The following is a 22673-nucleotide window of genomic DNA, read 5'->3' on the forward strand; positions in this document are numbered from 1 at the left end:
GGTTGTCGATGGTTGTTGGCGGAGGCGAGTTCGGTGCATGGCGGGATGAAGATTTACCGCGGAGCGGCAGCCGCTGCTCGGCACTACGTCGAGGCCGATCGCTCTCGCGCGGACGACTACTACCTCGCCGAAGGAAGCGGGATCGCGATGCGGTTCGTCGCACAGCGCGACGCCGTCGCTAACGCCGTCGTCCTCGAGCGGCGACAGGACATGGACGGCGAGGCCTACGAGCAGTGGGTCGCCGGCTACGACGTCGAGACGGGTGCGGCGAAGGGGCGGCTGCTGAAGGACGAGCATGCGGTGCGGTTCGTCGAGGTCACTGTCAACGGGCCGAAGACCTGGTCGCTCGCGGCTGCGCTGCATCCCGAGATCGCCGACGCCTACGACGCCGCGCAGATGGCGGCCGCCGAGGAGATCATCGGCTGGCTCGCAGCGCACGCGACGACGCGAGTCGGGCCGCGCGGCAGGCAGGTGCAGGTTCCGGTGGAGCAGATCGAGGCGGCCGTCGTACGCCACTTCACGTCACGGGCGGGCGACCCCCACAGACACCTTCATCTCCAGATCAACTCGCGGGTCTTGGTTTCGACAGGCTCAACCAGCGGGGTGGCGTGGCGAGGGCTGCACACCGTGGGCGTCCGCGACAGTCTCGAGGCGATCAACGGGATCGGGCACGCGGCGGTGATGACCAATCCGGAGTTCCGCGCCGCGCTCGCGGACCATGGCTACGACCTGGATCCAGAGACCGGCGAGGCCACCCAGCTGGCCGGCTACATCGGAGCGTTCAGCTCGCGGTCGCGGCAGATCGAGGCGAACGTCGATCGGTACGAGGCGGAATGGCGACGGGATCACCCCGGCGAGGAGCCCGGGCCTGAGATCAAGCAGGGATGGGACCGCCGCGCATGGGCCGACGCGCGGCCCGACAAGGTCGAGCCGGTCTCCGGCGCCGACCTCCGCATCCGCTGGATCGAGGAGCTGCTCGAGCTCGGCTTCCGGTCTCCCACCCGGCGCGCCAAGCCCGGTCGGACCCAGGTCGGCTCACTGGACCGCGACGCCATCGCCGAGCGAGCCGTCGATCGACTCGGCGCCCACCGCTCCGCGTGGAATGCGGCCGACATCCGTGGCGAGGTCGAGAAGCTGATCGCCGCCTCCGACGTGGTCGCGCGAAGCGGCGTACGTCGAGAGCTCGCCGAGGACATCACCGCACGCGCCGTGTCCGCGTGCGTGCCGTTGGTGGGGCGCGACGACGTACCCGAGCATGTTCGGGCCCTCTCCTCGCCGCAGGTGATCGCGGTCGAGCAGGACCTCATCGCCCAGATCCTCCGCGGCGACCGGCGCGAGAGGATCAGCGTTGTCGAGGGTGCCGCGGGCGCCGGCAAGACCCGTCGGCTCGCCGCTACGCGCGAGCAGGTCGAGGCGCGCGGCGGGCGGATGGTCGTGGTGACGCCGACCCGCAAGGCCGCACAGGTCGCAGCTGGGGAGGTCGGCGCCGAGACGAGCTCGGTCGCCAAGCTGCTGCACGAGCACGGCTTCCGGTGGGACGACGAGGGCCACTGGACTCACAGCCCGGCCGCAGCGACCGCGCACCAGCTGGATCGCCGCACGCTGCTCGTCGTCGACGAGGCGGGCATTCTCGACCAGGACAGCGCCCGCGCCCTGCTGGCCCTGGCGAACGAGGGAGGCGCGTCGGTCGCGCTCGTTGGCGACCGACACCAACTGCCCGCGGTCGGTCGCGGCGGCGTACTCGATCTCGCCGCGCGCTACGTACCCGACCGATGCATCGAGTACGGCGGCGTCCACCGCTTCACCGACCCCACTTACGCCGAGCTGTCGCTGAAGATGCGCTCGGGAGAGCGGCCGGGCGAGGTCTTCGATGCGCTGGTGGAGCGCGGCGAGATCGTCGTCCATGCCAGCGATGTCGAGCGGCAGAACGTCCTGTCGGTGAAGGCATCGCTGGGCGACCTGGTCGTGGCCGACACCCGCGAGGAGGTGTCCCGCATCAACCTGCTCGCTCATCGCGTGCGCGTCGACATCGGGCAGGCGACCGACGGCGTCACCACACGCGCCGGTGAGCGAATCGGCGCCGGCGACACCATCGCCACCCGGAAAAACGACTCCGCGATCGACGTCGCAAACCGCGAGCCGTGGAAGGTGATGTCGGCCGGTTCCGACGGGCTGGTTGTCGCGGGCGAGTCCGGGCAACGGGTGCTGCCGCCTGCCTATGTGCGCGAGCACGTCGAGCTCGCCTACGCCACCACGGCGTACGGAGCCCAAGGCTCCACCGTCGATGTCAGCAACGTGCTCATCGGCGACCACACCGGCGCTGCCTCGGCGTACGTCGGGATGACCCGTGGCCGAGAGCGCAACGTAGCCCACCTGGTCGCGGAGTCGGTTGACGATGCGCGCCGGCAGTGGATCGAGGTCTTCAGCCGCGACCGCGCCGACCTCGGACCCGCACATGCGCGGATCCTCGCCGGCGAGGCGATCGAGCGATACGGACCGAAGGCGCGACGGCGTCGGCCGGCGCCGCCTGTCGCACGGCATCCCTTCCCCGAACCGGTGTATCGCCCGCCGTCACGCAGTGGCCCCGGGCTGAGTCTCTAGTCAGGCTCCGGAGGTCGCGGATCGAACCGAGTGCGTCGCTGTTTCCGCAGCTTGGGCGGTGGATGCGGAGGAGGCTTGGGCAGAGGTTCAAGCCTCCGGTTCCGCGCCATCGTCGTGAGCATCGCGTCCCCGCCGAGGTGGTAGATGTTCGCCTTGATCGGCTCCCGCCCGATTCTGATCGGCCACTTCCATGCATCGCGGACGGGATCGGGGAGGTCGAGCTCGTCCCACAGGTCGAGGAGCAGCGCTCCATCCATCCAGCGGATCATCTGCTCGGGCCGCCCACGACGGATCAGTTGCTCGTAGGCGCCCTTGCGCTGCTCACGGTCGCGCATGTCCCACTCGGTCTGCGCGGTACGACCGATGGCGTCGTACATCTCCAACGTCGCAAAGCAGTCGGACATCTCGACGCGCCACAGGATGTTCGGCGTCCAGAAGGGAACGATCCCGGTCGGATGGCGCTCCTTCCAGTCGATGTGCACCCGCAGGTTGAGGTCGAAGCCCACCGCCTCGAGGACCCGCGAGGCGACCTTGAGCGACGGCGACTTCAACCCTCGCTCGTACGCCGACAGGGTCGCCTGCGACGTACCCGAGATCTGAGCGAGCTGGACCTGCGTCAGGCCCCTTGCCCGGCGCGCCGTCCTGAGCAGGAACGAGCGGTCCATCGACCCACGATATGTCCGATCGAACGTATTTAACCCTCCGATTGGCACGGCTCGCGCACCTGACGATTGTCCGCAACTCTTGCGGGCCTTCGCCTTCCAGGAGGAACCATGCACAGCAACACGAACGACGTCCCGTTCCACGCCCGTCACGAGGACGAGCTGCTGACCCTCGACGACGTCGCCGAGATCCTGACGACCTCACCGAACACCGTCCGCTGGTGGCGCCAGATGGGCACCGGGCCCGAGTTCTTCAAGATCGGCCGGCGGCTCTACACGACCGTCGGCGACCTGCGCGCCTGGATCCGCTCACAGCGGCTCGCGTCCAAGCCAGCACTCCCCCGGCCGAAGGCGGTGTGACGGAGATGGATGACCCGCGCAACGTCTTCATGTCCGCGCACGACGTGCTCGAGCGTTACGGCTGGGGCAAGACGAAGGGCTACCAGAACCTCAAGAACCGCGATCTCGTGCCGCCGCCGGTGATGACACATCCGGATCGCTGGCGGCTCGATCAGCTGCTCGCGTGGGAGGAGAAGCGGATTGCCCTGGCCGAAGCTGCGCTGGAGACGCTCGTTGCGCCCGAACGGGAGGAGGTGAAGCTCGTGGAGATGCTCCCCCAACCCAAGCGACGGTCGCACTCAGCGTGAGGCGGCGATGCTGTCGATGAAGTTCTGTACACGGCCGACGGCTTGGCCCACGTCCGCAGCGAGCCCGATCTGTTCGAGACCTTCGAGTGCTCGGACGTAGATCGCCTCCCATCCGGGTTGGGCCGCCAGCGTCGGTGGCCAGCCGTGCTTGCCCCGGGCCTCGAATACCGCACGGCAGGCCGACTCCGTCTCGGCGAGCGGGTCATCGACCGTGAGCGCTTCGAGCAGTTGAAGATCGACCAGGTCGCGGGCTCGGTCGTTGGTACGCGGTGGCTCGACGGGCTCGCTGCTGGCGTGGATCTTCTGCGCGATCTGCCAGGGCGTTGTCATACAGGGGACCGCGACCGCGGACGGCAGACCGACGAGCGCCAGCGCATCGGACTCGACCATGTCGTGCGCCTCGGCGTTGCCCGCCTCGGTGGGCGAGATCTCGATCGGGACGGAGACGAACGGCTTGCCCCGGTAGGCCAGCTTTGCCGTCAGGCGGTGCGGCGTGCCCACCAGCCCGGGCACCTCGAAAGGCACTGGAGTCGTGAAGGTCGCGGTGAACCCTTCCCAGCCATCGGCGCCGACGTCAACGAGTCGCTCGTAGGCCGTTTCGATGTCACCGCGAAGGACCGCGTCGAGATCCTTCGACGTACGCGACTCGGGGATGCCGCGCCGCAGCTCGAGCGAGGCTCCGCCCTTCACCAACAGGATCGGCGCGCCGCGGTCATCCGCTGCGAGATTCATGAACTGCGCGACGACGAGGACTCCGACGTGCTGCTGTAGTCGCCCGAAGACGACGCCCTCCCGCTTCGCCGCCGCAGTGAGTCGGTCCCGCAGTGCGCGCAGGTTCGACGGCGAGGAGTCGTAGCGTGCCGTCATCCGTCCGTCCTTCCCGAGATGTGGTGGAGGTCGATCTCGCCGCGAAGCGCCTCGACCTCGCGAGGACGAACCACCCCCCCGGCCGCAGCTTGGTCAATCGCCCGACGGAGCTGCGCCGGGTCGACGCCGGCACCGAGACAGTCGCGGATGGTACGCACGACGGTCGTCACCGGCAGGTCGTCCTTCTCCGTCACGTCTGCGTCGGAAAGCAGTCGACGATGCAATCGATACAGGTCACCACCGGCCGCCCGTGGATGGTTGTCGCGTGGGACGGTCAGATGGATCCGCGACGGGTTGACATCCGACAGACCGTGCAGCACCAGCGCCGACTCATGAGAGACCACTCCCCGGCCCAGGGTCCAGGCAACCGCCTCCGCCAGTTCGTCATGCTCAGTCCTCGGCAGAACCGGCACGCGATAGACACCCCGCGCCACGCGCTCCAGGCGACCCCGGGCCGCCATCAGCCGGAGCTGGGTAGGGTCGATCCCGAGATCGCGAGCATCACGGGTCGTCACGTACCCGTGTTGCTCAATGGCTCGCTCAAGAACCTGGTCTCGGATGGTCATGTGCTAGAGCGTATCAAATTGATACGGAATAGCCCACACCGCTTTCAGTCACCCAACTCGCTTCCCCGCCAGGATGTCGGCCTGCTCGGCCATGCGATCGATGCCGCCGTACGCGTCGATGATCACCTGGTTGCGAGCAACGACCGTGACGCCGTCAAGATCGACGCGCCCGATCTCACTCACACCGTCGAACGGAATGAGGGTGACCCGCGTCCCGAACGACCCGGGCTCCTTTCGCACGAGGCCGGCCGCCTCGGCTGCACGCGCGATATCCCTCACGTAGAGCACCGGCCAAGCCTCACCGGCGCTCGATCGGTACAGGTTTGCACCGGCGTCACCAGTCAATGCATAGTCGATCCCGGACCTGCTGAAGGAGTCGGCGATGTCGCATGAGGACGCACCAGCCTCGAAGTCCACCGACCCAGCGCGTCGGGTCAGCCTGGCGGCGCGTCCCGCGCGGAAGAGCAGGTCCGCTTCCTTGCCCGCGGCGACCCGACCAGTGCCGTCCACGAGTCCGATCCGCGACCACCGCTGGCGCCACACGTCAACACCAGGCGTTACTGCGACGCCGAGCCCTGGGTCGAGCGCGAGACGCGCGGTTGCGATCGCATCCACATCCGCGAGGCCGGTGAAGCCGATCGGCTCCCCCAAGACCGTCAGGATCTCCTGTGCCAGATCGAAGGAAGGGCTGACCGCACCGGACTCGATCCGCGTGACCGTGGTCGGGGCAACGTCGACCAGCGCCGCAACCTGACGCGCACTCAGCCCGTTCACGCGGCGCAGTGTCGAGATGCGCTCTGCCAGGTCCACATCCACCAGTCTACGAAGCTGTTGCAAATTCGCAACAGGTTAAGAATCGGCTGGAAAGCTAACATGTCTTCGCGACGTGTCAGGTCACCGAACACGTCGAGATCGGCTGCCACAGGGTCACCAGTGATGGGCCCGAGTGATACACGAGAGTGATACACGAGGCCCCGGAATCGGCGTCAAACGGCGGCGCCATACGAAACAGGGCTAGACGCGAAACCCCTTCTGACCTGCGGTTTCGCGGATTTCCGTCGACAGCCGTTGAAGGTTAAACCTCGTGGCACCAGTGGCAGGCGGCGTACCCGACGGACAGGAGAATCGGTGTATCCCGACGCTTCGCCTCGGCGAACGCGTCAGGCCCCCACTCCCACCAATCCACCGGATTTTGGGCGTGCTGGAGCAGATACGGGCTTGTCGCGCTGGCGAGCCGGTTGGCCATTTCCCATGACTCCTGACGACTGCGTACGTGCATCACTGTTCCGTGACGCACAGGAGTGGTACCCGAACCTGAGGTATCAGGGATACCAGCCGGAATGAGGCGGCTCGTCAGGGGGCTGGGTGCTTCGCCGAGTTGGCCTGCATCTTGCGCATCGCGGCCTCGCCCAGGTCGACGCCGACGACGTCCGCAAGCCGCACCAGATAGAGCAGCACATCGGACAGCTCCTCACCGAGCCGCGAGCGCAACGGTTCCTTCTCGGCCAACGCGACGACGTCGCCGGCCGGGAGCCATTGCAGCAGCTCGGTTAGTTCGCCGACCTCGCCCACGAGGGCCAGCGCCAGAGACTTGGGATCGTGGAACCGCTCCCAGTCGCGATCGTGGGTGAACTTCCGCATCGCGTCGCGCAGTGAATCCAACGAGGTCATGACGGCACCCTCGCAAATACCAGGCCCTCGAGCAGCGCCTGGGTCTCCGGATCGGTGGAGAAGATCGTGGTCCCGCGCATGCCCCGGGTCAGCAACACCTTGTAGGTGTTGCGCACCGCCCGGTCGAACTCGTCGGCGGTCCCACGCTTGGCTTGGGTGTCGAAGCTCCGCTCCGGGTGCGACTCCCACCGGTCCCCACGCCAGACGAAGTCGGCGCCCATGATCACGCCCGCGTAGTCGTACTCGAAGCCTTGCGCGGTGTAGACACAACCGACCTGCTCGAAACCGGCGGGGTCGGACGCCCAGTAGGGCGTGCCCGGGGCCCCTGCATGCGATGTGTCCTTCTTGTTGTTCCACGGTCGCGACCAGTCCCCAATCACGACGTCTGGAACGAGCCCGCCTCCAACGATCGGGTCACTCCACTTCCAGGTGTATCCGGCGGCGATGCGGGCGCCGAATCCCTGATCGACGAGGTCACGAAGCCGCTGCTCCATCAGGGAGGGTGTCGGCGCCACGGCGACCGCAAAGTTCGCGTCACCCTCCCACACAGTCGGGCCACCCGGCGCGAGCCCGAGCAGCCGCAGCACCCACTCCTCGTAGGCACGACTGCCCCCGCAGCGGAACTGGGCATCCAAGTCGACCACCACCGAGGAGACCCCGGCCGCCGAAGCAGCGGCACGGATGTCCGCCACCGTGCCGATCTCGCCCGGCCTGACCACCTGGTGCTGGTCGAGCAGGAACACCGGGACCCGAGCGGCATCGATCAGCTCGGCGACCTGCTGCTTACCTGTCCTCAACGCAGCCCTCGTATACCGATTGGCCGAGGTCTCGCGAAGCCGGTGCGCCTCGTCGAGGATGAGCACCTCGAGACCGTTCGGGTCGGCGCCGCCGAACTGGTTGAAGTACTTGAACATCGACCGCACCCGTCTGTCCCGCGCCCCCGCCACCTTGCGCAACGTCGAGGTGAACGCTTTCGAACCGGTCGCGTGCAGGACCGAACGCCCTTGGCGCGACAACTCGCCCAGCAACGACAGGGCTATCACGCTCTTGCCGGAGCCTGGGCCACCCGTGATCACTACGACCTCTTTGGTGTTGGCGGTCCGCGCCCGCTCCACCGCGCGCATCACCATGGAGTACGCCGCCTGCTGCTGGTCGAGCAACACGAACTGCTCGCGCCGTTGCACCTCATCCGCAGCCAGAGTGAGCAGCTGCTTGCTGGGCTTGACCGCGCTTCCAAGGAGCAGATCCGCTGCATCCACACCGCTGGCCGGTGCCAGCCGCGACCGCAGGTAGTCGTGGAACTGCCCCCGGCGCTGCCCGGTGAACAACCGGCCCTGGTCGTCCTCGGGCATCAGCCAAAGTGCCGCCACGTCCTGGTCGGTCGCATTGTGAAGGTAGGCGACTCCAGCAATCTGCTCCGGGTCCTGGGACAGGGTGGCCACGTAGTCAGTGAGGTAGCGGCAATACCCACGCACCTGCTCAACCGGATGCAGGCGCGTGCCCTGCCCCTCGAACTCGACCAGGTCATCCGATCCATCGAGCAGGAGGGCGCGACTCCACTGCTTGAGCTCCACCACGACGTACGACGGCCCACCTGTCACCGGATGTGTCCCGCAGAGGATCGCGTCCGCCCGCTTGCTGGTCAGTGGCAGCTGGTACTCCACCAGCACCTCGACCTCGCCCAGTCCGGCGTCGTGCAGGTCATCCGCCAGCACGGTCAGGCTCCGCTCCCACGAGCGCTGCTCAGCCGGTGCAGGCGAACGCCCCAGCTGGTGGCGGTACTGCTCGGTCAGCACGTTGACCAGCCTGTCAGCCCCCAAGGCAGAACGCAGCGACTGCGCAGACGCGCGATACAGCGGCACGAACACCCCAGGAAGACATGAATGACTTCCCGCACGGGTGGAGGCTTGTCAGAAGACGCGCGCTGTCGGGCCGTTGCGGATTACGAGAACAGCGTACGGCGATGCAGGAGGGGTCGTGCGCGATTGCGCGAGTACTCCCTAGGCCGCGTAGAGCAGTTTCGGTAGTCCCCGCCGGCGCAGCATTGACAGGCGGTGAAGTGACACTGCCCCGCTGTCGCGGCGTAACGGGTCACCGATGCCTGCGGCCGACCCCGTCATGTGAATGCGGGCGACGTCTCCGAGCCTGAACGCCGATCACCACCAGGACCACCACGATCGTCAGGAGCGTGGAGTAGTGGTTGATCCGGTGGACCACGTCCACGGCGGGCTGGCCGATGGCGTAGCCCAGTCCGACGCTTGGGCCGATCCAGAGCAGCGTGCCGACCACATCCAGCGCCAGGAAGGTCCGCAAGCGCATCCCAGACAGGCCCGAGGCGGCGTAGATCAGCACCGTCGGCACCGGTAGGTAGTAGGCCAGCACGACCGCCGCCGGCCCGAACCGTTCGGCCGTCCGCTCGAGCCGGGCCGAACGCGCCTTGCGTCTCGCGACACCACTCGGCGACGACGCGCGGCCCAGGAAGATGTGCAGCGCGCGGTCACCCCACCGCCGTCCTGCCCACCAGAAGACCCAGTCGAACATCATCGAGGCGGGCACTCCGGCGACCACCGCGAACCACAGCGGCAGTTCGCCCAGCCGGCTGTGCGCCCCGACCGTCACTTCGGCCAAGGTCGACCCGCTGATGATCTCGAGCAGCAGTGGGTGCGACCCGATCAGCGCGGGGACGAGCGGCCACAATGCGAGCGAGTACGCGAGGGACAGGCCGATCAGCAGCGCGATCACGATGTCTGCCCGTCTTGCGGTGCCACCCCACGGCGCGGGCACCCGCCTCGGTCCCCGCGGCTCCAGCCCATCCGTCGCAAGTGTCATCGGGTCGATTGTCCCACCGCCGTGGCCACTCCCTCGCCTCGCCAGGTCGGGTGCCCAACGGGGTCGGACGCACCGGTGGCGCTGGGCTGCGAACTGCCTACTGAACCGTTGCCGGGGCACGTACGTGTTCATCTATGAGGCACCCGTTCGGGGTTCTCGTCACCAGATATGAGGTTCCACATGTCATCGACCTTTGTAGGCAAATTGGTCCTGGGCACAGCAGCAGCCGCCGCCGTCGTGACCCTCGCCACCGGGTGTTCCAGTTCAGCCTCCAACCCCCCGACGCACAGCGGTACCCACAGCGGCACGCACAGCGGCACGCCCAGCGGCACATCCAGCAGCAGCCCGGCCCCGGGAGGCGGCGGCCCGGCGTTCTGACGACAGCCGGACAGGATCCCAGGGCCGGAAGGTGGTGCAGAAGATGGTGCAGGAGAGCTATGGCACAGCGGTGCCGACACAGGTTGTGACGAAGCCTCACGCAGCGGTCCGAGCAGGCACGAGGACGGCGCGGCTTCGCGTGTCGTCCGTCGTCTATCTCCCCGCCCTGTTGATCCCGGCGGTCGCGCTGCTCCTGGTGGGGGTCGGCTGGGCGACCCGGTGGGGTGGGGCGGACTTCGCCAGTTCGATGACGAGCCTCCGCGCCGAGACGATCGGCCCGCTCGCGTCAGCGCTGATCGTGCTGTTCCTCATCACTGAGCGGGTGCGCCCGGCCCAGTCGCGACCGTTCGCGGCCCGTGGCCACCGTCATGACGTGCTGTTTGCCGTGCTCAACGTCGTCTTCGTCGTCCCGATGGTGACCGCGCTGACTCTTGCGTTTGCCGATGTGGCACGCCGGCTGGCGCCTTGGGTGGTCCTTCCCAGATTCGGTGTGGTGCCGCGGTGGGTCGTGATCCTGGTGATCCTGATCGCGATGGACTTCTGTAACTGGCTGGTGCACCTGGCCAATCACCGGGTGCGAATGTTGTGGCGCTTCCACGAGCTTCATCACTCGCAAGAGGACATGAATGTCCTCACGGTCTTCCGAACACATCCACTCATCCACGTTTCGTATGTGCTTGCTGTGGTCCCGGCGCTGGTGCTGCTGGCCAATGGGGAACTGCCGACTCTGCTGCTCGTCGTGTACGGCGGCTCGGTCGCATTCGCCCACTCCAACACCAACCTGAGCTTTGGGCCGCTGGACCGAGTGTTCGTCAGCCCGAACTACCACCGAATCCACCACAGGAGCAGTGGTCCCCAAGACGTGAACCTCGGGTTCGCGCTGACGATCTGGGATCAGCTCACCCACCGTGCGGTGTTTCCCACCCCCGAGACCATCGGGGCCGACACGGGGCTGGCGCAGCGCCCCCTCCGGGTCGAACAGCAGGGACCTCGTGCGGATCACCTCAAGGTCTTCGCCGCCCAACTCCTCGGACCGTTCCGGCCGATGAACGAGCCCGTCAGGCTCGCGTCCGTCAAGGAAGCCGCGCCGAAGACGCCGAAGACACCGACGGAGCCGAGAGCGGCGAACGAGTCGTCCGAGGCACGGTGGTGAGCGTGGCCGCGCCCCAGCGCCGTACGCACTGGACGCGTCTGCTGCTCGGCACCGCATCAACCGGGCCGGCGGTGGACCTCGCGCTCCTGGTGGTGCGCGTCGTCCTCGCCTGGATCTTCATCGCCTATGGTGCCGCGAAGCTGTTCGGCGCGTTTCCCGGCTCGGGTCCGCACGGCATCCAGCAGACCGCGAGCTACATGTCCCAGGGGGCGCATCTTCGACCGGGCGAGCTCTTTGCCGTTCTGGCCGGACTGATCGAGTTCGGCGGTGGAATCGCGATGGCGCTCGGCCTCTGCACGCGTCTTGCCGGGTTGGCGTTGTTCGGGGACATGGTCATGGCGATGATCACCGTGACCTGGGCGACCGGACTCAACCCGGTCGCCTCCGGGCCGGGGTACCAGCTGAACCTGGCGCTCGCCGGGTTGGCACTCGCCGCAGCGCTGATCGGCGCCGGTCGATTCAGCATCGACGCTCTGATCGACCGCGCATGCGCTCGGCGACCAGACCTCACGTCGGCCGGCGCTGGGTCCAGAAGCTGACCCCGGCCCCATTCGCGGACCGGCGAAGCAGGTGTACGGCATCGGGTACGGATCGGTCTGCCGCACAGATGGCTGGCTCCCGGTTGCCGCGCCGGCCGCCCGCGAGCGGCCTTGGCAGCAGTCGCATGCGGCGACCACAGACCGGCGCGGCCGACCAGGAGAGCACCGTCAGCGGATCTCGGCACCCAAGGCGAGATCGAAGCCGGCGCCGTTGCGGGCCAGGCCCATCAGCAGGATCCCGGCCCACTCAAGGACATGAGTCATCTCGGGCCCACCAGCGTCGAGGGGCCGCAGGTCCAAGCTCTGCAGAAACGCCGCAACACGTGACCTCGCCTCGGCGCTACCGCCTGCGAAGAGTGCGTCCAGGGGCACATCTTGAGCAAGGACGTGGCCGAAGATCGAGTTCAGCGCCTTCACGACCTGTGTTCCCTCCGGCGCGGCGGCGGCGAGCTGTTGGGACACCGAGCTGCCTGGGGTCGTCGCGAGGCCGGTGGCGTCGGCGTTGAACGGGTTGGTGATGTCGATGAGGATCTTGCCGGCGAGCGCATCGCCGTAGTGGGTGACCACGTCAACCGCGCTCGCATAGAGGACGGCGACGATGACGATGTCACCCGCCGGCCTTGCGCCGAAGGTGCCGACGGTGGCTCCATTCCCGATCTGCTGGGCAAGGGCCTGAGCCTTCGCGGCGTCACGGCTCATGAGCTCAACGGTGTGGCCGTGCTTCGCCGCCCGGGTGCCGATGGCAGTGGCCATGTTGCCCGAGCCGATGATGCTGATGGCGGTCATGATGAAGGTCCCTTCGTGGTGGCCGGGTGAGGGCCTAGGTGAGGCACTCTCCGGTCGTGGCGTCATCCATAACCGGAGGGGAGCCTCATATTATTCCGGAGGGGCCCCTCATGTGGCAGAGGAACTCTCGAGCCCCGCGCCTGCAGCGACCCGTGAGCGGCGCCAGAAACGGAGGCCGCCCTCATCATCGTCGGTAGGCTGACGACGTGGGCGATGTCGAGCAGATGCGTAGGCCCCTGCGCCGCGATGCCCGGGAGCGCCGCGACAAGCTCATCGATGCGGCCCAGCTCGAGTTCGCCGCGCGCGGTGTGGATGCCTCCTTGGAGAAGATCGCACGTGATGCCGGCGTCGCCATCGGCACGCTGTATCGCCACTTCCCGACACGCTTGGACCTGCTCATGGCCGCCTTCGAGCCGCGGCTCCAGGAGTTTCTGGACGGAGCCAACAAGGCGCTGGAGATGGCCGATCCGTGGGAAGGGTTCGTCTGCTACCTGGAGAACCTGTTCGCGGTGCAGGCAGGTGACCGAGGCTTCAACGACTTCCTCTCCCGCCGGTTTCCTGGCAACGCCGAGACCGAACACATCCACGACCGCGTCTGCCAACAGATCGAGGACGTGCTCACCCGAGCCCAAGAGGCCGGCGAGGCCCGCCTCGACATCACCCAGGCCGACATCGTCAATCTGATCTGGTCCAACGGCCGGATCATCGACGCCACCAGCGCCACGGCGCCCACGGCCTGGCGACGTCAGCTCTACCTCATGCTCGACGCCTACCGGGCTGAGCGGGCACATCAGATCCCCGAACCGCCGATGACGGACGAGCAGCTCTACGACGCCATGGTCCATCTCAGCGAGGCGAAGTAAGGCTCAGGCCACACGTGCGACATGCGGAGACTCGACTCCACCAGTCCACCGGTCAACCACCGCCGGTGCGGACCTGCGCAACCAACCGCGCCGGCGCCTGCAGGCAGTAAGAATCGGTGAGCAGCTCGGCGAGCTCCTCCCAGTCCGTGCTCGTGTCGAGGATCAAACCGACCACATTGCCGCCCCAGCCGGCCTTGAAGTACGGCGGGCCCAGGTGCCGGAACGCCATCACCTCGTCGGGCTCGGCACGGAACACGATCCGGAACAGCTGGTCCTCACCGCCGAACGCGTGCGCCACCGTGGACCTGGCCACGCGCCAGCGCACACCGACCCAGGCGTCTTCCTCATGGACCTCCGGGAACGCCTCGAGCAGGCCGCGGAGGCGACGGACCCACTCCACCGGGACGTCGGGGCGCTGCGTCATTGCAGCAGTCTGCCCCCGGGCACCGACAACGACGAGGCCGACCTCAGATCGTCGTACGGCGGGGCCTCTTGTCCGAGGGGTCGTACTTGCCCTCGTCCTCGGCCCTCTGCGCCTTCTTGAGCTGCTTGCTCAGGCTCCACCCGAGAAAGGCGACCGCGAGAGCAAGTCCGATGAAGAGGGCGAACGCGCCCCAGCCAGCCTTCACGTCGTTGGGCTTGGGGGTCTTGTCGACCAGGCCGATCAACAACAGGGCGAACTGTGCGTACATGTCACCCATTGTCTCAGGTTTCCAGCTCGGCGTGACCCCGGATCCCCGCAAACAGGTCGTTCTCGGGAATCTGGGTCTCGACCAACGAGCGGGCGAGTTCGAAGTCCTCGGTCGGCCAGACCTGCTGCTGGAGCTCGCGGGGTACGGCGAACCAGTGCCCGTCGGGGTCGATCTGGGTGGCGTGGGCCAGCAGGGCCTGGTCTCGGACACCGAAGTAGTCGGCACAGGGCACCCGCGTGGTGATCCGGGCGTCGTGGGCCGGGTCGGGCTTCCAGTCCTTGAGCCGTTCGGCCCACGGCGACTCCAGGCCGTGCTCGAGCATCGCGTCGTGCAGCGCCTGGGTCCGCGGCCGGTTGAAGCCGTGGTGGTAGTAGAGCTTCAGCGGCTGCCACGGCTCGCCCGCATCGGGATAGCGGGCGGAATCGCCGGCCGCCTCGAAGGCGGCCACGGTCACCCGATGGCACTGCACATGATCGGGGTGCGGGTAGCCGCCGTTCTCGTCGTACGTCGTCACCACGTGCGGCCGGAACGCCCGCATCAACCGCACCAGGGGCGCTGCTGCCTCCTCCACCGGCACCAGCGCGAAGCAGCCCTCGGGTGGCGGCGGCAGCGGATCACCCTCCGGCCAGCCCGAGTCGACGAAGCCGAGCCAGTCCTGGCGCACGCCGAGGATGTCGCGGGCCCGCTCCATCTCCTGGCGCCGGATCTCGCTGATGTTCGCGAGCACGTCGGGCCGGTCCATCTTGGGATTGAGGATCGAGCCGCGCTCCCCGCCGGTGCAGGTGACCACGTGGACGTCGACCCCCTGGGCGACGTACATCGCCGTCGAAGCGGCTCCCTTGCTGGACTCGTCGTCCGGGTGCGCGTGCACGTGCATCAGGCGGAGCATGGGGGCCATCCTAGGGTCCGGGCCGCAGCCCTAGAGTTGCAGCGTGACGGACCTGATGAGCGACCGGTACGGCCATGGCCGGGTGAAGCGTTGGCCCGTCGTCTTCGGGGCTGTGCTGGGGCTGGCCGGGCTCGGCTGGCTGGTCTGGGCGGTCTGGGGGCAGAGCACCCCGGAGGTCACCTCCGAGGCGGTGTCCTTCGCCGTACCTGACGCTCATCACGCGCGGGCGACCATCAACGTGCACCTCGCCAACAGTGACGTCCGGGCCACCTGCCTGCTCCGTGCGACCGCGTTCGACCACACGATCGTCGGCGAGCTGCACTTCCGCGTGCCGAGCGATCGAGGCACGGACTTCAAGGTCACCAAGACGCTGCGAACCGAACGGCGGGCGACTACCGTGGAGTCGATCGGATGCACGGCACCCGGGCAGCGTCACCCACGCTGATTTGGGTACCGGCCTGTCCCGGTTGCTAGACTTGTCCACTTGCCCGTCCGGCTGGTCGAGACCTCCCACCGGATCAAGGAACCCCCCCGTACCACAGGAGTTGCGCACATGACTCAGCACACCGGGTCCGAGAAGATCTGGCTCACCCAGGCGAAGTACGACGAGCTCAAGGCCGAACTCGAGCACCTGCAGGGGCCTGGTCGCGCGGCCATCGTCCAGCGCGTGAGCGATGCCCGGGACGAGGGTGACCTGAAGGAGAACGGCGGCTACCACGCCGCGCGCGAGGAGCTCGGCAAGTGCGACGGCCGGATCGTGCAGCTCAAGGACATCCTCACCCGCGCCGAGGTCGGCGAGACGCCGCCCGACGACGGTGTGGTCGAGCCCGGCATGAAGGTGACCTACCGCTTCGCCGGCGACGACGACGAGGAGACCTTCCTGCTCGGTGCCCGGGAGATGGGCGGCGAGGACATCGAGGTGTTCTCTCCCCAGTCCCCGCTCGGCTCGGCGATCATGGGTGCCACGGTCGGCGACACCGTCGAGTACGAGGCCCCCAATGGCAAGACCCTCAAGGTCGAGATCGTCAACGCGGTGCCGTACAGCGACTGAGCGACGGCTCGTCGCCCACTTCCCACAGCAAGGTCACTCTTCACACACCGACTCTCCTGTGTGAACAGCACCGTTGGGTTCTGAACCTGGGAAAGGTCAGCCCGGCTGCTCGACGCGGTAGCCGTGCTCGCGGAGGCGGGCGACGACGGTCTCGGCGTGGTCGGTGCCGCGGGTCTCGAGCTGCAGCAGCACCTCGACCTCGTCGACGCTGAGGGTGGTCGAGAGCCGTTCGTGGACCACCTCGAGGACGTTCGCGCCGGCGTCCGCCAGCTCGACGAGGAGCCGGGCAAGCCCACCTGGACGGTCGGGAATGCGCACGCGCAGCTGCAGGTAGCGGCCGGCCGAGGCCATGCCGTGCCGGATCAGCTTGCCCAGCAGCAGCGGGTCCACGTTGCCGCCGGAGAGGACGGCGACGGCGGGCAGTCGCAGCGTGGCCGCATGGTCGAGTACGGCGGCCACGGCGACGGCGCCCGCGGGCTCGACCACGAGCTTGGCACGCTCGAGGAGCAGCACCAGCGCCCGTGAGATGGACTCCTCCGAGACCGTCACCACCTCATCGACGTACTCTGCGATCGAGCGGAACGGCACCTCGCCGGGCCGGCCGACCGCGATCCCGTCGGCCATGGTGTTCATCGTGGCCAGCGCGACCGGATGGCCCTGCGCCAGTGAGGCGGGGTACGCCGCTGCCTGCTCGGCCTGGACGCCCACCACGCGGACGTCTGGCCGCAGCTCCTTGACCGCGGTGGCGATCCCGGCGATCAGGCCACCTCCGCCGGTTGGGACCAGCACGGTCGCGGCCTGCGGGGCCTGCTCGATGATCTCCAGTCCGCAGGTGCCCTGGCCGGCGACGATGTCCGGGTGGTCGAAGGGATGGATCAGCACCGCTCCGGTGCGGTCGGCGAAGGCCAGCGCCTCGACGAGCGCCTCGTCGATGGTGGAGCCGTGGAAGACGACCTCGGCGCCGTACCCGCGGGTCGCGTTCAGCTTCGGGATCGGCGCGCCGTCGGGCATGAACACGGTCGCGCTGATGCCGAGCATCTGCGCCGCCAGCGCGACCCCCTGGGCGTGGTTGCCCGCGGAGGCGGCGACCACACCGCGGGCCCGCTCGTCCTCGGTGAGCCGCGACATCCGCGTGTAGGCACCGCGGATCTTGAACGACCCGGTGCGCTGCAGGTTCTCACATTTGAGCTGCACGGTCCCCTTCACGAGGGAGGAGAGCCACCGTGACTCCTCCATCGGTGTGCGGATCGCGACGCCACCGAGAAGCGTTGCGGCGGACTCGATGTCGGCGAGGGTCACCCGAGGGATCGTGGTCATGAGGGCAGCGTAGAGCCGGATCACTCCTCGGAGCCGTCGGACCCGCTCCCGGGACGTTCGACGGCCCGTTCGCCGGGATCGCGCTCCGGATCGTCCTCGAGCGACTCCTCCCCGGCGCTGTCGACCGTGACCGCGTCCAGGCGGTCGTCGGCCAGCGCCGGGTCCGGCCCCGGATCGCCCTCGGCCGCCTCATCCGGCTGCTCGCCGATGTCGGTCTCCTCGGCGAGGTACTGCACCACCGCGTTCACCGCCGCCACGAACGGCACCGCGATCAGTGCGCCCGGGATGCCCGCGATGATCACGCCGGTGGCGATCGCCACGATCACACCCAGCGGGTGGACCGAGACGAAGCGGCCCATCAGGAACGGCTGCAGCACGTGCGCCTCGACCTGCTGGACGACGACCACCCCAGCGAGCATCAGCAACGCGGTGATCGGGCCCTTGGCCACCAGCGCCACCAGGACCGCGACCGTCCCGGACAGGGTGGCGCCGATCATCGGGACGAAGGCGCCCAGGAAGACCAGCACACCGATCGCGCCGAGGAACGGCAACCCGAGCACCAGGGCCCAGATCACGATCCCGATCGCGTCAGTGGCGGCAACCAGCACCGTGGCGCGGACGAACTGGGTGAGGGAGCGATGGGCGACCTGGCCCGACGCGTCGGCACGGAGCCTGGCCGCCCTCGGGAACAGCCGCACGATCCAGGCCCAGATCACCTTGCCGTCGGCCAGGAAGAAATAGGTCGCGAACAGCACGATGAAGAAGCCGGCGACGATGTGCCCGACCGCCGTACCGATCTCGGTGACCTTGCCGGCCAGGTGCTTGCCCTCGCGGGAGACCACGTCCTGGGCGTTCTGGATGAAGTCGTTGATCTGGGAGTCGGAGGCGTTCAACGGACCGGTGCGCAGCCAGTCACGGATCTTCTCCAACCCGTCGACGACCTGGTCGGAGAGGTGCCCGATGCCGGCGCTCACCTGCTGGCCGACGAAGGCGAGGAGCAGCGCCACCGCGGAGACGCTGATCAGCACGACGATCAGAGAGCCGAGCTTGCGGGGCACGTGGACCCGCTCGAGCCATCGCACCAGCGGGGCCAGCAGCGCGGCGAGGAACAGCGCCAGGATCAGCGGCAGCACCACCAGGGCGGCGTGCCGCAGCCCCCACAGGATCATCACCAGGGCCACCGTGATCACGATGAACCGCCATGACCAGGCCGCCGCGAGGTCGACGCCGTACGGAACCTCGGCCCGGGTGAAGTTCGACGCGCCGCCCTCGATCCGCGGCTCGGCCTGGTGCCGCGTCGAGCGTGCCTCGGCCCATTGCTGGGCCAGCCGCTCGCGCAGCTTCTCCTCGCGTGCCCGCGAGCTGGCGAGCCGCTGCTCAGCCTCGGAGCGCGCCCGGGCACTGCGCTGCCGGCGTCGGGCGCGCCAGCCACCGGACAGTGCCGGTCGGGATTCCCTCACCACGGTGCACAGGCTATGCCAGCAGTCGGGCCAGTCCGGCCGCCGCGGCGGGATGGTCCCCGGCGAGCAGGCCGACCGCGACGAGCAGATGGACCCGGTCGACGACGACCCGTGGCCGCGCGGGCTGTTGCCAGCCGTCCGTCGACTCGCCGGTCGCCGCTGCCAGGATCGCCGACGCCGTGGCAGCCGAGGCGTTGCGCAACACGCCGCCGGAGCCCACCATCAGGTCGATCTCACGCAGGTCCTTGCCGCTGCGCTCGACCACGCGGCCGTCGGGGGACATCACCACCCGGGACCGGCCGACGTGCCGGCGTACCGCGAGCACGACCGCCGCTCGGGCGATCGTCTCCTCGTCGACGCGTTGGGCCTCCGTGGTCGGCAGGAAACCGGGGTCGGCGGTACGTCGCTCCCCCGCGGGCACCAGCATCGGATCGGCCAGCCCGGCGTCGATCGCGGCGGAGACGGTCGACACCGCGCTCCATCTCATCCCGAGGTCCCCCTCGACCGTGCGCGTCACCGGGGTCACCGCGACGACGTCTCGGCGCAGCTCAGCGGTCTCGGGATCGAGACGGACCACCGAGTGGACGTCGGTGGTCGCGCCGCCCACGTCCACCACCGCGACGCCAGTGCCCAGGTCGAGCGCCTCGGCGAGCACCTCGACCCCGGTGAGCACCACGTCCGGCGTCGCTCCGCGGACCATCGACACGAACTCGGGCCGGGCACTGAGCTGCTTGCCGCCGATCACGTGCGCCAGGAACATCTCCCGCACGGCGGACCGGGCAGGCTCCGGGTCGAGCTCACCGATGCGCGGCAGCACGTTGCCGGTCAGTACGACGGGCAGACCGGCGTCGGTCAGCGTCGCGCTGACCTGCTCCCGCGCCGCGGCATTGCCGGCGACCACCACGGGCCCGCGCCAGCTTCCCGCAGCGAGCTCGGCCGCGTTCTCGAGCAGCGGGGCGGCGTTGCCCCCGTCGGTCCCGCCGGTCAGCAGGACCACATCCGGGCGGGCCTCGGCGGCGAGCTCCTGCCACGACCCGGGCGGGTGCGGGTGACTGAGCACGCCCACGACGATGCCCCCGCTCGACAGCGCCACTCGACGTCCGGCCTCCGCAGTGACCAGCTCCTCCTGACCGACCACAACGATCCGCAGCCCACCACCGGCCGACGAGCAGGCCCGTTGCTCGGCCGCGTCCACGTCGGGGTGGTCGGCACGCAGGGCGGCAACGCAGCCGTCGTACCCGTCCATCAGATCGGTGTCGATGGTGGTCCGGTGGGTGGCCGTGCCCAGCAGTCCCCCGCCGTCCACGTCGACGAGAAGCGCCTTGGTGAAGGTCGAGCCGAAGTCGACGCAGAGGACGAGCTCAGCCACCCAACGCCCGCTCGAGGTCGGCGAGGAGGTCGTCCGCGGTCTCGATGCCGACACTGAGCCGGATCAGGTCGGCGGGCACCTCGAGGTCGGTCCCGGCGACCGACGCATGGGTCATCCGGGCCGGATGCTCGATCAGCGACTCGACGCCGCCGAGCGACTCGCCGAGGGTGAAGACGTCGGCGCGCTCGCAGACCTGGAGCGCCTGGGCCTCGCCGCCGTTGACCCGGAAGGAGACGATCCCGCCGAAGCGCCGCATCTGACGGGCGGCGGTCTGATGGCCGGGGTGGGTCTCGAGACCGGGGTAGATCACCTGCCCGACCGATGGGTGGGCGCTGAGGAAGTCGACCACCCGCTCGGCGTTGTCGCAGTGCCGGTCCATCCGCACGCCCAGCGTCTTCAGCCCACGGAGCACCAGCCACGCATCGAACGGACCCGCCACCGCGCCCATCGAGTTCTGGTGGAAGGCGACCTTCTCGGCCAACTCGAGATCACGGACCACGAGGGCGCCGCCGACCACGTCGGAGTGGCCGCCGCAGTACTTCGTGGTGGAGTGCACCACCACGTCCGCGCCGAGCGTGAGCGGCTGCTGGAGGTACGGCGAGGCGAAGGTGTTGTCGACCACCAGCAGCGCCCCGGCGTCGTGGGCGGCGGCGGCCAGGGCCTCGATGTCCCCGATGTTGAGCAGCGGGTTCGTCGGCGTCTCCAGCCAGACGAACCGGGTCGTCCCGGGCCTGATCGCCGCGCGCACCGCGTCGACGTCGGACACCGGCGCCGAGGAGTGCTCGACGCCCCAGCGCAGGGCCACCTTGTCGAACAGCCGGAAGGTGCCGCCGTACGCGTCATCGGGGATGACCACATGGTCACCGGGCGCGCAGACGGTGCGGATCAGGGTGTCCTCGGCCGCCAGCCCGGAGGCGAAGGCGAAGGCGCGCTCCCCCTCCTCGAGCGCGGCCAGGTTCCCCTCCAGCGCGGTGCGGGTCGGGTTGGCCGATCGGCTGTACTCGTAGCCGCCCCGCAGGCCGCCGACACCGTCCTGCTTATAGGTGCTGGTCGCGAAGATGGGCGGGATCACCGCCCCCGTGGTGGGGTCGGGCTCGTAGCCGGCATGGATCGCACGCGTCTCGAAGCCGGCCTTGTTCGCCTGTTCCCGGGTGCTCACGCGGGGTCGCCGTTCCCTGGTGCGGAGGACCGCAACGGAGCAGCAGGACGTCGTGGGGTGCTCATGACCCCGACCCTATGCGCCGACGCGGAGCAAAGCAGGCCCTGCTCCGCGCGGCCCGTAGCCGCAGCCGACGCTGCTCGTTGCGGCTTCCATGAGACTGCTCAAGGTCCTGCTCGTCCTCAGCGTGCTGATCGTGCTCGCCTGCGCTCCGGCACACGCGACCGCGACGGGTCCCGGCGGCGGACCCGGCAACCCCCTGGGGACGCTGGTCACGCCAGAGCTGACCGACCCGGTGATCGCGGCGCTGCCCGCGCTGCCGACGCCGTACCGGCCCTATCGCAGCAGCATCTGCCGCAGCGCGAAGCCGGCGTGCATCGATCGGGTGATCACCACGATGCAGCGGCGCCTGCAGCCGCTGGCCCGCTCGTGCAGCCACGACGCGATCTTCGCCCTCGCCTACCTGCGCGTCACACAGAACGTCAAGAACGCCACCGATCACGGCTACTTCGCCGACCGGCGCTGGCTGACCCGGCTCGACGCGGTCTTCGCGCACATGTACTTCCGCACGATGGACCGCTATCGCGACGGCCGGGGCGTGCCGCCGGCTTGGAAGGTCGCACTCGACGCCTCGCACGACCGCCAGATGAACGGACTGGGCGACTTCATGCTCAACATGAACGCGCACATCAACAACGACTTCCCCCGGGCGCTCGTGGTCGACGGTCTCACCGCGAAGGACGGCACCAGCCACAAGCCGGACCACAACGCCTACAACGACCGCCTCGACACCCTCTACGGGCCGGTGTTCGGCGAGGAGGCGCGTCGGTTCGACCCGACGTTCAACACCTACGACGTCCCTCCGTTCACACTGACCGCGGCCGGCACGATCATGCGGCTGTGGCGGGAGGCGGTCTGGCGCAACGCCGAGATGCTCGCGGACGCCAGGACGCCGCAGCAGAGGGCGATGGTCGGCCACTACATCGACCAGTACGCCGCCACCCAGGCCCGGATGATCAAGGCGATGCCGATCTTCCGCAGCACCGACCACTCGAAGGCGCGCGACGCCTACTGCGCCACCCACCGGTAGTGCGTCAGCCGCGGTCCGGACCGACGCCCGACCGCTCCGTCCACGATCGGCCGAACCGGTCGCCGGCGCGATCGCTTGCGCGGC

24 protein-coding genes and 1 pseudogene are annotated in these 22673 nt (G+C 68.8%); 9 read left to right on the forward strand and 16 right to left on the reverse strand.

Annotated elements, in window-relative coordinates; genetic code table 11:
* Positions 1-45 precede the first annotated feature (45 nt).
* Positions 46-2601 (forward strand): MobF family relaxase, encoded by a 2556-nt coding sequence (mobF, locus tag Q9R13_RS09650; RefSeq protein WP_310964903.1) that lies wholly within the window; start codon positions 46-48, stop codon positions 2599-2601.
* Here the strand turns inward: mobF and Q9R13_RS09655 are convergent.
* Positions 2598-3266 (reverse strand): helix-turn-helix domain-containing protein, encoded by a 669-nt coding sequence (locus tag Q9R13_RS09655; protein WP_310964904.1) that lies wholly within the window; start codon positions 3264-3266, stop codon positions 2598-2600. The genes mobF and Q9R13_RS09655 overlap by 4 nt on opposite strands.
* Positions 3267-3374: 108 nt before the next feature.
* Between Q9R13_RS09655 and Q9R13_RS09660 the strand changes: the two genes are divergently transcribed.
* The gene (locus Q9R13_RS09660) at positions 3375-3623 is read left to right on the forward strand and encodes a helix-turn-helix transcriptional regulator (protein ID WP_310964905.1); all 249 of its coding nucleotides are present in this window, start codon (positions 3375-3377) and stop codon (positions 3621-3623) included.
* 5 nt (positions 3624-3628) lie between these two features.
* Complete coding sequence (locus Q9R13_RS09665) at positions 3629-3910, forward strand: hypothetical protein (RefSeq protein WP_310964906.1); 282 nt, start codon at positions 3629-3631, stop codon at positions 3908-3910.
* On the opposite strand, the gene Q9R13_RS09670 is transcribed toward Q9R13_RS09665, so the two are convergent.
* The 7 genes and pseudogenes from Q9R13_RS09670 to Q9R13_RS09700 form a co-directional block, all read right to left on the reverse strand.
* Positions 3902-4777 carry a nucleotidyl transferase AbiEii/AbiGii toxin family protein gene (locus tag Q9R13_RS09670; RefSeq protein ID WP_310964907.1) on the reverse strand — a complete coding sequence of 292 codons (876 nt, stop codon included), beginning with the start codon at positions 4775-4777 and terminating at the stop codon, positions 3902-3904. The two genes, Q9R13_RS09665 and Q9R13_RS09670, sit on opposite strands and share 9 nt — an antisense overlap.
* Complete coding sequence (locus Q9R13_RS09675) at positions 4774-5343, reverse strand: type IV toxin-antitoxin system AbiEi family antitoxin domain-containing protein (RefSeq protein WP_310964908.1); 570 nt, start codon at positions 5341-5343, stop codon at positions 4774-4776. The genes Q9R13_RS09670 and Q9R13_RS09675 overlap by 4 nt, the downstream gene beginning before the upstream one ends.
* A gap of 48 nt (positions 5344-5391) precedes the next feature.
* Positions 5392-6153: a helix-turn-helix transcriptional regulator gene (locus Q9R13_RS09680; protein WP_310964909.1), complete on the reverse strand. Its 762-nt coding sequence runs from the start codon at positions 6151-6153 to the stop codon at positions 5392-5394.
* Between the two features lie 274 nt (positions 6154-6427).
* Positions 6428-6589: pseudogene (locus Q9R13_RS09685) on the reverse strand (DUF255 domain-containing protein); the annotation flags it as partial.
* Between the two features lie 107 nt (positions 6590-6696).
* Positions 6697-7014 (reverse strand): nucleotide pyrophosphohydrolase, encoded by a 318-nt coding sequence (locus Q9R13_RS09690; RefSeq protein WP_310964911.1) that lies wholly within the window; start codon positions 7012-7014, stop codon positions 6697-6699.
* Complete coding sequence (locus Q9R13_RS09695; RefSeq protein WP_310964912.1) at positions 7011-8810, reverse strand: DNA/RNA helicase domain-containing protein; 1800 nt, start codon at positions 8808-8810, stop codon at positions 7011-7013. The genes Q9R13_RS09690 and Q9R13_RS09695 overlap by 4 nt, the downstream gene beginning before the upstream one ends.
* Before the next feature lie 295 nt (positions 8811-9105).
* Positions 9106-9843: a DedA family protein gene (locus tag Q9R13_RS09700; RefSeq protein WP_310964913.1), complete on the reverse strand. Its 738-nt coding sequence runs from the start codon at positions 9841-9843 to the stop codon at positions 9106-9108.
* Between the two features lie 517 nt (positions 9844-10360).
* On the opposite strand from Q9R13_RS09700, the gene Q9R13_RS09705 reads away from it, so the two are divergent.
* The gene (locus Q9R13_RS09705) at positions 10361-11374 is read left to right on the forward strand and encodes a sterol desaturase family protein (protein WP_310964914.1); all 1014 of its coding nucleotides are present in this window, start codon (positions 10361-10363) and stop codon (positions 11372-11374) included.
* A gap of 2 nt (positions 11375-11376) precedes the next feature.
* Entirely contained in the window at positions 11377-11913 is a 537-nt protein-coding gene (locus Q9R13_RS09710; protein ID WP_310964915.1) for a DoxX family protein, read from the forward strand.
* A gap of 168 nt (positions 11914-12081) precedes the next feature.
* Here the strand turns inward: Q9R13_RS09710 and Q9R13_RS09715 are convergent, their stop codons facing one another.
* The gene (locus Q9R13_RS09715; RefSeq protein ID WP_310964917.1) at positions 12082-12699 is read right to left on the reverse strand and encodes an NADPH-dependent F420 reductase; all 618 of its coding nucleotides are present in this window, start codon (positions 12697-12699) and stop codon (positions 12082-12084) included.
* 206 nt (positions 12700-12905) lie between these two features.
* Here Q9R13_RS09715 and Q9R13_RS09720 point away from each other — a divergent pair, with 206 nt between their 5' ends.
* Entirely contained in the window at positions 12906-13562 is a 657-nt protein-coding gene (locus Q9R13_RS09720; protein ID WP_310964918.1) for a TetR/AcrR family transcriptional regulator, read from the forward strand.
* Positions 13563-13614: 52 nt separating this feature from the next.
* Here Q9R13_RS09720 and Q9R13_RS09725 read toward each other — a convergent pair whose 3' ends face one another.
* From Q9R13_RS09725 to mca, 3 genes are read right to left on the reverse strand one after another with little or no spacing between them, the layout of a single operon-like run.
* A complete protein-coding gene (locus Q9R13_RS09725; RefSeq protein ID WP_310964919.1) occupies positions 13615-13986 on the reverse strand; it encodes an MmcQ/YjbR family DNA-binding protein in 372 nt (123 codons plus the stop codon).
* A gap of 43 nt (positions 13987-14029) precedes the next feature.
* Entirely contained in the window at positions 14030-14254 is a 225-nt protein-coding gene (locus Q9R13_RS09730; protein ID WP_310964921.1) for a hypothetical protein, read from the reverse strand.
* A gap of 13 nt (positions 14255-14267) precedes the next feature.
* Positions 14268-15152 carry a mycothiol conjugate amidase Mca gene (gene mca / locus Q9R13_RS09735; protein ID WP_310964922.1) on the reverse strand — a complete coding sequence of 295 codons (885 nt, stop codon included), beginning with the start codon at positions 15150-15152 and terminating at the stop codon, positions 14268-14270.
* Between the two features lie 34 nt (positions 15153-15186).
* Between mca and Q9R13_RS09740 the strand changes: the two genes are divergently transcribed.
* Together Q9R13_RS09740 and greA are read left to right on the forward strand one after the other, a co-directional pair.
* Positions 15187-15588: a DUF4307 domain-containing protein gene (locus Q9R13_RS09740; RefSeq protein ID WP_310964923.1), complete on the forward strand. Its 402-nt coding sequence runs from the start codon at positions 15187-15189 to the stop codon at positions 15586-15588.
* Positions 15589-15696: 108 nt separating this feature from the next.
* The gene (greA, locus tag Q9R13_RS09745) at positions 15697-16194 is read left to right on the forward strand and encodes a transcription elongation factor GreA (RefSeq protein ID WP_310964924.1); all 498 of its coding nucleotides are present in this window, start codon (positions 15697-15699) and stop codon (positions 16192-16194) included.
* Between the two features lie 96 nt (positions 16195-16290).
* Here greA and ilvA read toward each other — a convergent pair whose 3' ends face one another.
* The 4 genes from ilvA to Q9R13_RS09765 are packed head-to-tail and all read right to left on the reverse strand — an operon-like array spanning position 16291 to position 21499.
* A complete protein-coding gene (gene ilvA, locus Q9R13_RS09750) occupies positions 16291-17511 on the reverse strand; it encodes a threonine ammonia-lyase (RefSeq protein WP_310964925.1) in 1221 nt (406 codons plus the stop codon).
* A 20-nt stretch (positions 17512-17531) separates the two neighbouring features.
* The gene (locus Q9R13_RS09755; RefSeq protein ID WP_310964926.1) at positions 17532-18974 is read right to left on the reverse strand and encodes an AI-2E family transporter; all 1443 of its coding nucleotides are present in this window, start codon (positions 18972-18974) and stop codon (positions 17532-17534) included.
* Between the two features lie 10 nt (positions 18975-18984).
* Positions 18985-20340 carry a glutamate mutase L gene (locus Q9R13_RS09760; protein ID WP_310964928.1) on the reverse strand — a complete coding sequence of 452 codons (1356 nt, stop codon included), beginning with the start codon at positions 20338-20340 and terminating at the stop codon, positions 18985-18987.
* Positions 20333-21499 carry a cystathionine gamma-synthase gene (locus Q9R13_RS09765; RefSeq protein WP_310964929.1) on the reverse strand — a complete coding sequence of 389 codons (1167 nt, stop codon included), beginning with the start codon at positions 21497-21499 and terminating at the stop codon, positions 20333-20335. The genes Q9R13_RS09760 and Q9R13_RS09765 overlap by 8 nt, the downstream gene beginning before the upstream one ends.
* A gap of 154 nt (positions 21500-21653) precedes the next feature.
* Here Q9R13_RS09765 and Q9R13_RS09770 point away from each other — a divergent pair, with 154 nt between their 5' ends.
* Positions 21654-22589 carry a DUF5995 family protein gene (locus Q9R13_RS09770; RefSeq protein ID WP_310964931.1) on the forward strand — a complete coding sequence of 312 codons (936 nt, stop codon included), beginning with the start codon at positions 21654-21656 and terminating at the stop codon, positions 22587-22589.
* The last annotated feature ends 84 nt before the right edge of the window (positions 22590-22673 follow it).

Source organism: Nocardioides marmorisolisilvae, from assembly GCF_031656915.1.
Taxonomy (GTDB): domain Bacteria; phylum Actinomycetota; class Actinomycetes; order Propionibacteriales; family Nocardioidaceae; genus Marmoricola; species Marmoricola terrisoli.

Excerpts from the sequence above, each read along its gene's own strand:
- mobF (WP_310964903.1), top strand. The coding sequence starts at position 46 with ATGAAGATTTACCGCGGAGCGGCAGCCGCTGCTCGGCACTACGTCGAG.
- Q9R13_RS09655 (WP_310964904.1), bottom strand. The coding sequence starts at position 3,266 with ATGGACCGCTCGTTCCTGCTCAGGACGGCGCGCCGGGCAAGGGGCCTG.
- Q9R13_RS09660 (WP_310964905.1), top strand. The coding sequence starts at position 3,375 with ATGCACAGCAACACGAACGACGTCCCGTTCCACGCCCGTCACGAGGAC.
- Q9R13_RS09665 (WP_310964906.1), top strand. The coding sequence starts at position 3,629 with ATGGATGACCCGCGCAACGTCTTCATGTCCGCGCACGACGTGCTCGAG.
- Q9R13_RS09670 (WP_310964907.1), bottom strand. The coding sequence starts at position 4,777 with ATGACGGCACGCTACGACTCCTCGCCGTCGAACCTGCGCGCACTGCGG.
- Q9R13_RS09675 (WP_310964908.1), bottom strand. The coding sequence starts at position 5,343 with ATGACCATCCGAGACCAGGTTCTTGAGCGAGCCATTGAGCAACACGGG.
- Q9R13_RS09690 (WP_310964911.1), bottom strand. The coding sequence starts at position 7,014 with ATGACCTCGTTGGATTCACTGCGCGACGCGATGCGGAAGTTCACCCAC.
- Q9R13_RS09700 (WP_310964913.1), bottom strand. The coding sequence starts at position 9,843 with ATGACACTTGCGACGGATGGGCTGGAGCCGCGGGGACCGAGGCGGGTG.
- Q9R13_RS09715 (WP_310964917.1), bottom strand. The coding sequence starts at position 12,699 with ATGACCGCCATCAGCATCATCGGCTCGGGCAACATGGCCACTGCCATC.
- Q9R13_RS09725 (WP_310964919.1), bottom strand. The coding sequence starts at position 13,986 with ATGACGCAGCGCCCCGACGTCCCGGTGGAGTGGGTCCGTCGCCTCCGC.
- Q9R13_RS09730 (WP_310964921.1), bottom strand. The coding sequence starts at position 14,254 with ATGTACGCACAGTTCGCCCTGTTGTTGATCGGCCTGGTCGACAAGACC.
- mca (WP_310964922.1), bottom strand. The coding sequence starts at position 15,152 with ATGGCCCCCATGCTCCGCCTGATGCACGTGCACGCGCACCCGGACGAC.
- greA (WP_310964924.1), top strand. The coding sequence starts at position 15,697 with ATGACTCAGCACACCGGGTCCGAGAAGATCTGGCTCACCCAGGCGAAG.
- ilvA (WP_310964925.1), bottom strand. The coding sequence starts at position 17,511 with ATGACCACGATCCCTCGGGTGACCCTCGCCGACATCGAGTCCGCCGCA.
- Q9R13_RS09770 (WP_310964931.1), top strand. The coding sequence starts at position 21,654 with ATGAGACTGCTCAAGGTCCTGCTCGTCCTCAGCGTGCTGATCGTGCTC.